Genomic DNA, 9,932 nt, shown 5'->3' with positions numbered 1-9,932 from the left:
CCTCCGCGGCGTTCCACGGGTAGTGCGTGTCGCAGGCGTGGTCCAGCGCGGCCGTGGCGGCCGCCGCATGGGTCATCGCGGCGAGGCTGATGCCGAGGTGGGAGTTGGAGTGCATGGACAGCCCCCAGCCGACGGCCCGGCAGACGTCCCCGAGCGCGACGGTGGCCCGCAGGCCGCCCCAGATGTGGTGGTCGCCGAGCACGATCCGTACGGCGCCCCGCTCCACGGCGGGCCGTACGTCCGCCAGCGAGGTCACGCACATGTTGGTGGCGAGCGGGATCGGGGTCCGCGAGGCGACCGCGGCCATGTCCTCAATCCCGGCCACCGGGTCCTCCAGGTACTCAAGAACCTCTGCCAGTTCTTCCACCGCCGCCAGGGCGGTGGCCCGGCTCCAGGCGGCGTTGGGATCGAGGCGAAGGGGATGATCGGGGAACTCGGCGCGCAGCGCACGCAGGGCGGCGATCTCCTCTTCCGGCGGGAACACCCCGCCCTTCAGCTTCAGCGACCGGAAACCGTGGTGGTCCACCATGTGCCTCGCCTGGGCCACGACGCCGTCCGGAGTCAGGGCCGCGCCCCACTCGTCCGCCTTCCCACCCGGGTGCCCTGCCCACTTGTAGAACAGGTAGCCGCTGTACGGCACCGCGTCCCGGACCCGGCCGCCCAGCAGGTCCACGACCGGTACACCCGCCAGCCGGCCCTGCGCGTCCAGGCATGCCACCTCCAGCGCCGCGCACACGCGCCGTACGTCGAAGCCGGGCGCGGGAACGGGTGCGGGGCCACGCGAGTCGGACGATCCGGCCCGGTCGGCCCAGCGCCGCCAGTGCGCCTCGGGGCCGTAGTCGACGCCGTTCGCGCGCCCGGCGAGCAGTTCCTCCACCAGCCGGGCCAGGGCTCCCGTCTCGTACACGCTGGTGCCGGGCAGGCGGGTGCCGACCAGCTCCAGCCAGTCCAACTGCCAGGCGTGTCCGGCGCATTCGCCGAGGCCGGTCACCTCGCCGCCCCGGCCGTCGGCCACCACCAGCTCGATGACGGCGCGCAGCACATGCGGCTGGTGCACACCGTCGGCGTTGAGCAGTGGGGGGTCGGCGAAGGCGACGGGGGTGACCCGCAGCTCCTGGATGATCATGAGTGAGAGCCTCCCGGCAGCCCCCGGCGTGAGCCTCGGTCCTTCGGCTGACGTCAGCCCCTCGCGGGGCTCAGCCCTTGGGGACGGTGGTGTTGTACTTCTCGAACATCTCGGCCGCCGCCTCGCGTACGGTCTTCTTGCCGAACAGCACGTCCTCGTTGACCCGGCGGAACTCCAGCTTGTCCTCGTCGGAGCCGGGTGGTGGCATCGCGGACGCGGAGAACCGCTTCTCCAGCGAGCTGACGTACTCGTACACCGTCCGGTCGCCCTTGCTCAGTCCGGGGGCGATGCGGTTCATGGTCCGCCGGTTCGGCGGCAGTCCGCGTACCACGCCGAGGGCGTTTCCCGCCTGTGGGTCGTTCAGCAGGAAGTCGAGCAGTTGGGCGGCCTGTCGCTTGTGGGAGCTGCTCTGCCGTACGCACATCATGCCCGCGCCCACGGTCAGTCCGAGCGGCGCGCTCGAGGAGGCCGTGGGGAAGGAGGCGAGGGAGATGTCGCCGTAGGTCTCGAAGTAGGGCATCACGGTGCTGGTGAGGTTGAACTCGGCGGTGGAGAGTTTGCGCACCAGCAGGGAGGTGGAGGTCGAACCGTCGTAGGAGGCCGTGAGGTTGGGCGGGGTGAAGACGCCCTTGTCGCGCAGGCGTGCGGTCAGTTCCCAGAACCCGGTGAGGTCGGCCTGGGTGAAGCCGAGCGAACCGTCGTCCTTGTACAGGGCCTTGCCGCGCTGGACGAGCCAGAGGTCGAAGGTCTCGCTATAGCGTCCGAAGTCGGTGAGCGGGGAGCGGTCGGGGGCGGCCTTCTTCAGGGCGGGGCCGATGTCCTCGATGAGGTCGTCCCAGGTCCAGCCGGGTTTCGGGAGGCCGCCTGCCTTCTGCCAGATCTTCGGGTCCACGAGCAGGGCCTGGGTGGACAGTCCGGTCGGTACCGCCCAGAGCCTGCCGTCCAGGCGGTTGGCGTCCACGTAGGCACTGGGGACGGTGCCCAGGTCGATGCTGGAGAAGTCGGGTCCGTCGAGGTGGGCGATCAGCTTGTTGGAGGCGTAGGAGCGCAGTTGGTAGTAGTCCATCTGCAGCACGTCGGGGCCGGTGCCGGCGGCCAACTGAGCGGCGAGGCGCTGGAAGTAGGAGTCGTATCCGGTGAAGGAGACCGACACCTTGATCTTCGGATGGGCCTGCTCGAAGAGCTTGATCGCCTTCAGGGTGGCCACGTTGCGCTCGTCGCCGCCCCACCACTGGAAGTTGAGTTCCACCTCGCCGTCGGCCGATGCGTCCGCGGTGCCGCATCCGGCGACGGCCGTGCCCAGACCGAGCGCGCCCAGTGAGGCGAGCATCTGACGGCGGGTGGGCGCGGACGGGACACGAGGTCGGCGCATCGGGGACATCGGCGGCCCTTCGCTCGGCTGGTCTGGTCGTGGAGGAAGTGGGACTGCAAACGATCCCACTCTGTTCCAACTGGCCCGGAAGCTACGCTCGGCCGCCGACCGAAGTCAATGCCGTACGACAAATGGGCACAGGGGAAACGGGGTTCGCCTCATCTCTTGCGATAGTCCGGATCGCATGCAAACGTTGCCGCCGTCATCCATCCTCGGTGTGGAGGAGAAGCACACGATGGCCCAGGCGACCGCCCCGCCCCGCCCTCGCCCCCGCCCGCGCGGCGGCGCCACCGGCACCAACCCCCCTGCCCCGCGCCGCCGTTCGCAGGCACTGTCGGCACATGTCTTCCTCGCCCCCTGGCTGATCGGCATGATCGCGCTGACCCTGGGGCCGATGATCACTTCGCTGTATCTGTCGTTCACCGACTACGGCCTGTTCACCAGCCCGAAATGGGTGGGACTGGCCAACTACCGCTACATGCTGGAGGACGACCGGTTCCTGGCATCGATCGGTGTCACCCTCAAGTACGTCTTCGTCGGTGCCCCGCTGAAGCTCGCGGCAGCCCTGGCCGTGGCGCTGCTGCTGAACCGCGCCCGCCGTGGCGTCGGGCTGTACCGGGCCGCCTACTACGCCCCGTCCCTGCTCGGCGCGAGCGTGAGTGTCGCCCTGGTGTGGCGCTCCCTGTTCGCCACCGACGGCTTCACCGACCGCACACTGAGCGCGGTCGGCATCCATGTCGGCGGCTTCACCGACAACCCCGACTACGCCCTGTACACGCTGATCACGCTGACCGTCTGGCAGTTCGGCGCCCCCATGGTGATCTTCCTGGCCGGGCTGAAGCAGATCCCGAGAGAGCTGTACGAGGCGGCGTCGATCGACGGGGCGCGCCGGATGCGCACCTTCTTCTCCATCACCCTGCCGATGCTGTCCCCCGTCCTCTTCTTCAACCTGGTCCTGGAGATCATCAACTCCTTCCAGTCGTTCACCTCCGCCTTCGTGATCAGCAACGGCACCGGAGGCCCGACCGACTCGACGCTCCTGTACTCCCTCTATCTGTACGAACAGGCCTTCACCAACTTCCACATGGGATACGCCTCCGCCATGGCGTGGGTCCTCCTCGCGGTCATCGCGCTGATCACGGCGCTCGTCTTCCGCACCTCCCGCATGTGGGTCTACTACGGTCAGGAGGACGCGTCGTGACGACCGCCGCACCCCCTCGCTCGGTCTCCACCCCGTCCGCCGGCCCGTCGGCGGGACGGTTCCGCTCGGCGCTCTGGCACGTCGTGTGTGTGGCGATCGGCCTGGTACTGCTCTATCCGGTGATCTGGCTGCTCACCGCGTCCGTGAAGTCCGGCACCGAGATCATCTCCAACCTGAGCCCGATCCCGGAGGTCTTCACACCGAGCAACTACACCAACGCGGCAGACGGCGTCAGCGGCATCTCGCTGTGGCGGATGTTCGGCAACTCGCTGCTCATCTCCGTAGGCACGGTCGTCGGCAACGTGATGGCCTGCTCACTGGCCGCCTACGCCTTCGCCCGGCTCAGGTTCCGCGGTCGCGGCCTGTACTTCGCGCTGATGATCGGCACGCTGATGCTGCCGCTGCACGTGGTGCTGATCCCGCAGTACATCATCTTCCAGAAGCTCGGCATGGTCGGCACCTATCTGCCGTTGATCCTGCCGAAGTTCCTGGCCACCGAGGCCTTCTTCGTCTTCCTGATCGTCCAGTTCATCCGCTCCCTGCCCCGCGAACTGGACGAGGCGGCGCTCCTGGACGGCTGTGGCCCGTACCGCACCTTCTGGCACGTCATCATGCCGCTGCTCAAGCCCGCGCTGGTCACCACGACGATCTTCTCGTTCATCTGGAGCTGGAACGACTTCCTCCCGCAGCTGATGTATCTCGCCGATCCGGACACCTACACGCTGCAACTGGGTCTGCGGACGTTCGTCGACCAGTCCGGCAGCGCCGCGTTCGGCCCGATGTTCGCGATGTCCGTGCTCACGCTCGTGCCGGTGCTGCTGTTCTTCCTCGCCTTCCAGCGTCTGCTGGTCGAGGGCGTCCAGACCTCCGGACTGAAGGGATAGGGCCCGGACATGCGCCGTTCGTGGTTCCACCTGTTCGCGGACTGTCTGCTCCTCGGTGTACTGCTGCTGGTCTGCTCGCTCCCCGTCGTCACCGCGTTCCCGGCGCTGGTCGCCGGCTGCGCGGTGCTGCGCGAACAGGCCCGGGGCGGGCCGGGCGTGACCCCCGCGACCGTACTGGCCGCGCTGCGCGGGGTGCTGCGCTCCGGGCCCGCGGTCTGGCTGGTCCCGAGCGGGGTGCTGGCCCTGCTGTGGCTGGACGCCCTGGCCCTGGCCGCGCACGGGCCCGGCATGGGCGTACCCGTCGCCGTGGCGAGCGCGGCCGTGACGGCGCTGGGACTGCGCTGCGCCGCCGGATGGCGGGAGGGCACCGCGTGGCGGGTGGTCGTCGTGGCCGCGTTCCGCTCGATGCCACGGCAGCCGCTCGTGTCCGTCCTGCTGGCGGGCTCGACAGTCGCGGTGGCGGCGCTGCTGGCCATGTCACCGGTCCTGCTGCTCGTCGTCCTCGGGCCGCTCGCCCTCGCCGCCACGGCGGCCGACGCCTGGCGACCGCTGCCCCTGTCCCCGGCCGGGACGGCCCCCAGGCCGTCCCCCGAGACCACCCACAGCCTGTCCACGAACTGAACGGAGACCGCATGCCTTCCGACACCGCACGCCGCCGCTGCGCCGTGGTGGGACTGGGCGCCCGCGCCCGGCTCTTCACGACAGCGCTCGCCGGTCCCTACGCGGACCGCGTCGACCTGGTCGGCTTCTGCGATGTCAACCCGCACAGAATGGCCGTGCACAACGAGTGGATCGGCGCCTCGATTCCGACGTACGCCGCCGAGGACTTCGCGGAGATGCTGCGCCGCGAACGCGTCGACCTCGTCGTCGTGTGCACCGTCGACCGCACGCACGACCACTACATCGTCCAGGCCCTGGAGGCGGGCTGCGACGTGGTCACCGAGAAGCCCATGACGACGGACGCCGACCGCGCCCGCCGCATCCTCGACGCCCAGCGGCGCACCGGCCGCGAGGTGCGGGTCGCCTTCAACTACCGCTACAACCCGGTGCATTCGGCGGTCCGTGAGGTCATCGCCTCCGGGGAGATCGGCGAGGTCGGCTCGGTGCACTTCGAGTGGCTGCTCGACCTGCGCCACGGAGCCGACTACTTCCGCCGCTGGCACCGCGAGAAGGCCAACTCCGGCGGCCTGATGGTCCACAAGGCCACCCATCACTTCGACCTGGTCAACTGGTGGCTGGGCACCGAACCCGAAACCGTGTACGCGCAAGGCGGGTTGTTCTTCTACGGCGACGAGGCGGGCGCCAGTCGCGGCCTGGCCCGTGACTACGCGCGGGCGCACGGCTCCCCCTCGGCGGCGGACGACCCCTTCGCCGTACAGCTGTCGCAGTCGCCGCTGCTCACCGCCCTGTACCTCGACGCGGAGGCCGCGGACGGGTACCACCGCGACCAGAACGTGTTCGCGCCCGGAGTCACGATCGAGGACGACATGGCCGTCCTGGTCCGCTATACCTCCGGCGCCACCCTCACCTACCACCTCACCGCGTACGCCCCCTGGGAGGGCTACCGCATCGCCTTCAACGGCAGCGAAGGGCGCCTCGAACTGCTCGTCGAGGAATCCACCTGGACCCGCTCCGAGGTACAGGTGCGAGGTGACAGTGCCGTGCTGCACGGTGAAGCGGTGGGCGACACGGCGGGACGTACGGAGCTCCTGCTGCGCCGCTTCTGGGAGCCTGTGCGCGAACTCAAGGTCCAGACCGGTGAGGGCGGTCACGGCGGCGGCGACGTACGCATGCTCGCCGACCTCTTCGGCGAGCCCGTGCCCGACCCCCTGGGACGAGCGGCGGACGCCACCGACGGGGCACGTTCCCTGGTCACGGGCCTGGCCGCGAACCTGTCCTTCGAGTCGGGGGGACCGGTACGGACGCGGGACGTGCTCGCCATGTGAGCACGTCACTGACCGCGGGGCTGCTCTGTCGGACAGGGCAGCCCCAGCCTGTGGTTCAGAAGATGGCGAGCGGACTGGTGAGTGCCGGGCCCCGAGCGCGCCGGTTCGTCTCGGTTCGGCGGCCGTCTGTGGCTATCCCACAGCTGGGGATCACTGCCATGGCAGTGTGGGCCGTCCATCCGGGTCCAGACCATGGGGCCACCAAGCGCCGAAGGCCGACCTCCCAGGAGGCATGTCACGCGCGCTGCCGTGATCGGCGACCTGGCGGTAGACGTTCTCGGCTCCCTTCCGGTCCCCCGCCTTCTCCCGCAACCGACCCAGGCGGTACAGAGGGTCGGGGCTGCCGCGGTCGGCGGCCAGCCGGGCAAGGTTCTCTGCATCCTCCAGGTCCCCCGCCTGCTGCCGCAGGACGGCCAGGCGGCTCAGGGCGAAGTTGCTCCCTCGTTCAGCGGCCTGCCGGTAGAGATCTACGGCGCTCTCCCGGTCCCCAGTCGTTTCCCGCAGGTGTGCCAGGCGGCTCATCCCCTCGGGGTTGCCGTCGTCCGCAATCTGACGGGCAAGGTTCTCGGCGCCTTCCCTGTCCCCCGCTCTCTCCCGCAATGTGACCACGCGGGGCAGGCCGTCGGACTTGCCGTTGTCCGCGGCCTGCCGGTAGAGGCTCTCCGCGCCCGCCCCGTCCCCTGTCTGCTCCCGCAAGACAGCCAAGGGGAACAGGGCTTCGGTACTGCCCTGGTCGACAGCCCTTTGATAGAGGTTCTCGGCACTCTTCCGGTCCCCTGCCTTCTCCCGCAACCGGCCCAGGCGGTACAGGGCTTCGGTGATGTTGTGGTCGGCCGCCTCCTGATAAAGCTTCTCGGCACCCTTCCGGTCCCCAGCTTCCTCCCGCACCAGTGCCAGGCTGTGCAGGACCTCGGGACTGCCGCGATCGGCGGCACGCCGGGCGAGAGCTTCAGCGCCCTTCCAGTGCCCCACCATTTCCCGCACCGTGACCACCCGGCGTAGGACGTCGGGGTCGCCGTGGTCGGCGGCCCGCCGGTAGAGCCTCTCGGCACCGTCCCGGTCTCCCCTCTCCTCCCGGATCACTGCCAGGATGTACAGGGCATCGACGCTGGCATGGTCGGCGGCCAGCTCGTAGAGACGCTCGGCACTGGCCCGGTCCCCGGCCTCCTCCCGCAACACGGCCACGCGATGCAGAACGCCGGCACTGCCGTGGTCGGCGGCCAGCCGGGCCAGAGCTTCAGCGCCGTCGCGGTCCCCGGCTTCTTCGCGCAACTCGGCCAACTCGTACAGAACGCTGATGTTTCCATGCGCGGCGGCCTGGCGGACAAGGCGGTCAGCGCCCTCCCTGTCACTCGCTCCCTCCCGCAATACGGCCAGGTGGAAAAGGACATCGGTATCGCCGAGGTCGGCTGCCCGTCGGTAGAGGCTCTCAGCCTCCTGCTGCTCCCCCACGTCCTCCCGCATCCCGGCCAGGACGCACAGGGCGCTGATGCTGCCGTGGTCGGCGGCGCGGTGTCGAAGGTGGTGGGCCCATTGCAGGCGGTGTCGGTCCTCGGCGGCCTCGACGAGGTTGTCCAGGTCGTCCGGGTGGGTGAGGTGGGTGTAGGCGGCGTGCCAGAAGGAGGCAGGCGGGCACAGGGGGCTGCGGGTGGTGCGGCCGTGCTGTTCGAGGTAGTCGGCGAGCCGGAGCATCGACCCCGCGGTTGCCGGCCGCGGGGGGTCGACAGGCAGGGAGGGCGACGGTGGTCGTCGTCGCGGCCGGGGTGTGGTGCGGTGCAGGGGTGCCTGTTTGCCGTGCACGGGTTTGGCGAGCTCGGCGAAAGCCTGCTCCGCCCAGTCCTCGGTGAGCTGGTCGTACTCGTTGTCCGTGAGGTAGTCGGATGCGGCGTCGGTGAGGAACGCCTGCGGCAGGTGGAGGCCGACGCCGAGACGGCGGGCATCCATTGCCGCTTCCAGCACCGCCCTGCCGGCGGGGGTCGCGCGCTCGTACCGGTGAAGGAGTTCGGGCGCGCCGGCCAGGTCCTGGGCCAGCCGCCCGTCGGCCCCGACACGGGTGAGGGCGTCGGTCAGGAGACGGTCGCCGTCATCGGCAAGGGCTTTGGCCGCGGCCAGGGCCTGAGCGTCGAAGGCCTCGGGGACGCTCAGGGTGCGGCCTGACAAGAGTTCCCGGGCCCGGCTGTGCGGGTCTTGCCCCTCTGATGACGGCAAGGCGGTGTACCGGGTGTCGTATTCGTTCCAGAGAGTGCCCAGTACAAGCACGGGGCCACGTTCTGGAGTGGTGAGCAAGGTCTGGAGCGCTGCGGCGATCCGTTCGCCGGCTTCCCGATGACCGAGGTAGTGCTGCGCTTCGTTCAGCCACACCACGGTGCGCGGCTGGACACGGTTCAAGTCCTCCAGGGCGGCCTCGGCACGGGTCGGGTCGAAGGGATGCCACAGCCGCCATCCCCTCTCCGCGAGCGGTTGCACGGCCTCCCAACAGGCTCGGGTCTTCCCGGTCGACGAGGTACCCACCAGGACGACGATCCGACTGCGGCCGGCCACCACATCCTCGACAGCCTCCGCCAGCACACGATCGTGGTCACGCCGCACGTACCCGGGCAGTGGCCGCGTACCGGGCTCGTCGGAGCCGTCAACTGTCTTGCTGTGCCCGGCCGGATGGATCTCCAGATCGTGCGGCTCCCACTCCGTGATCATCCTTCCGGGCCCCGGCCGGTCATCGCCCCCGTTCCGGGCCGCCTCCCGCTGCAGCTCCAGCAACTCCTCGCCGGGCAGCTTCAAGGCTTGGGCCAGCGCGGCCACGGTCTGTTCCGAGGGGACCGGCCCATTGGCCTGGAATGCCTGCGACACGGTCGTGCGTCCCAGCCCCGCCCGTCTGGCCAGAGTCGTCTTGTCGAGCCGCATGGTGGCCAGACCGCTGCTCAGCCTCCTGCGCAGTTCGGTGACTGCCGGATTGCGGCCGTTCTGCTCGTCGCGCACGTGCTTGCCCCCGGGCCGTGATGTGTTCGCCGGTGTTCATCTTCGTCCAGGCGAACCCCGGCGAACACCGCTTGCGCGACCTTCGTGCATGTCAACGCCCCTTCGTGTACTGGGAGTCTGCCGTGACCGTCGCCGTCGTCCTCCTCGCCACCGCTCTCGTGATCGTCGTCGCGCTGCTGGCCGCCGCCGGCGCGGGCAAACTCGCCCGCATGGACGGCACGACCTACCCCACCGCACTCACTCGCGCCGCCGTCGCCTTCGCTGCGGTCATCACCCTCGCGGCCACCACGGCCGGCGTCTTCACCGCTCTCCTGACCTGATCACCATGGGCCTGGGGGGTGCCCCTATCTCTTTCGTCAAGGGGCGGGTCGGTTGATTGGTGATGTTTCAGGCGGCTTGGGGGACGGCTTGAGGTTCGAAGAACGTG

8 protein-coding genes are annotated in these 9,932 nt (G+C 69.7%); 5 read left to right on the top strand and 3 right to left on the bottom strand.

Translation table 11 applies throughout. The annotated features are described in order from the left end of the window. Together ACFU95_RS38570 and ACFU95_RS38565 are read right to left on the bottom strand one after the other, a co-directional pair. Positions 1-1,126: enolase C-terminal domain-like protein (locus ACFU95_RS38570; RefSeq protein WP_383838436.1), on the bottom strand; the 1,126-nt coding region annotated here is incomplete at its 3' end. 70 nt (positions 1,127-1,196) lie between these two features. Beyond that, positions 1,197-2,498, bottom strand: coding sequence for an ABC transporter substrate-binding protein (locus tag ACFU95_RS38565; RefSeq protein ID WP_383838307.1), 1,302 nt, complete (start codon positions 2,496-2,498; stop codon positions 1,197-1,199). A gap of 235 nt (positions 2,499-2,733) precedes the next feature. Here ACFU95_RS38565 and ACFU95_RS38560 point away from each other — a divergent pair, with 235 nt between their 5' ends. From ACFU95_RS38560 to ACFU95_RS38545, 4 genes are read left to right on the top strand one after another with little or no spacing between them, the layout of a single operon-like run. Then, the gene (locus ACFU95_RS38560; protein ID WP_383838433.1) at positions 2,734-3,699 is read left to right on the top strand and encodes a carbohydrate ABC transporter permease; all 966 of its coding nucleotides are present in this window, start codon (positions 2,734-2,736) and stop codon (positions 3,697-3,699) included. Continuing rightward, a complete protein-coding gene (locus ACFU95_RS38555; RefSeq protein WP_383838305.1) occupies positions 3,696-4,583 on the top strand; it encodes a carbohydrate ABC transporter permease in 888 nt (295 codons plus the stop codon). Before ACFU95_RS38560 ends, ACFU95_RS38555 begins: the two co-directional genes overlap by 4 nt. 9 nt (positions 4,584-4,592) lie before the next feature. After that, positions 4,593-5,204, top strand: a complete 612-nt coding sequence (locus tag ACFU95_RS38550; protein WP_383838302.1) for a hypothetical protein — start codon at positions 4,593-4,595, stop codon at positions 5,202-5,204. An 11-nt stretch (positions 5,205-5,215) separates the two neighbouring features. Then, positions 5,216-6,529 (top strand): Gfo/Idh/MocA family protein, encoded by a 1,314-nt coding sequence (locus tag ACFU95_RS38545; RefSeq protein WP_383838299.1) that lies wholly within the window; start codon positions 5,216-5,218, stop codon positions 6,527-6,529. Positions 6,530-6,679: 150 nt separating this feature from the next. Here ACFU95_RS38545 and ACFU95_RS38540 read toward each other — a convergent pair whose 3' ends face one another. Next, the gene (locus ACFU95_RS38540) at positions 6,680-9,505 is read right to left on the bottom strand and encodes a tetratricopeptide repeat protein (protein WP_383838296.1); all 2,826 of its coding nucleotides are present in this window, start codon (positions 9,503-9,505) and stop codon (positions 6,680-6,682) included. Between the two features lie 122 nt (positions 9,506-9,627). On the opposite strand from ACFU95_RS38540, the gene ACFU95_RS38535 reads away from it, so the two are divergent. Then, entirely contained in the window at positions 9,628-9,825 is a 198-nt protein-coding gene (locus ACFU95_RS38535; RefSeq protein WP_383838293.1) for a hypothetical protein, read from the top strand. Positions 9,826-9,932: the final 107 nt, after the last annotated feature.

The organism is Streptomyces sp. NPDC057623, from assembly GCF_042800355.1.
In the GTDB taxonomy this organism is placed as follows: Bacteria; Actinomycetota; Actinomycetes; order Streptomycetales; family Streptomycetaceae; genus Streptomyces.
The sequence above is the reverse complement of the archived record's forward strand: the minus strand, read 5'-3'. Positions and strand labels throughout refer to the sequence as shown.

Coding starts and splice junctions, on each gene's coding strand:
- ACFU95_RS38550 (WP_383838302.1), top strand. CDS start 4,593: ATGCGCCGTTCGTGGTTCCACCTGTTCGCGGACTGTCTGCTCCTCGGT.
- ACFU95_RS38560 (WP_383838433.1), top strand. CDS start 2,734: ATGGCCCAGGCGACCGCCCCGCCCCGCCCTCGCCCCCGCCCGCGCGGC.
- ACFU95_RS38545 (WP_383838299.1), top strand. CDS start 5,216: ATGCCTTCCGACACCGCACGCCGCCGCTGCGCCGTGGTGGGACTGGGC.
- ACFU95_RS38565 (WP_383838307.1), bottom strand. CDS start 2,498: ATGCGCCGACCTCGTGTCCCGTCCGCGCCCACCCGCCGTCAGATGCTC.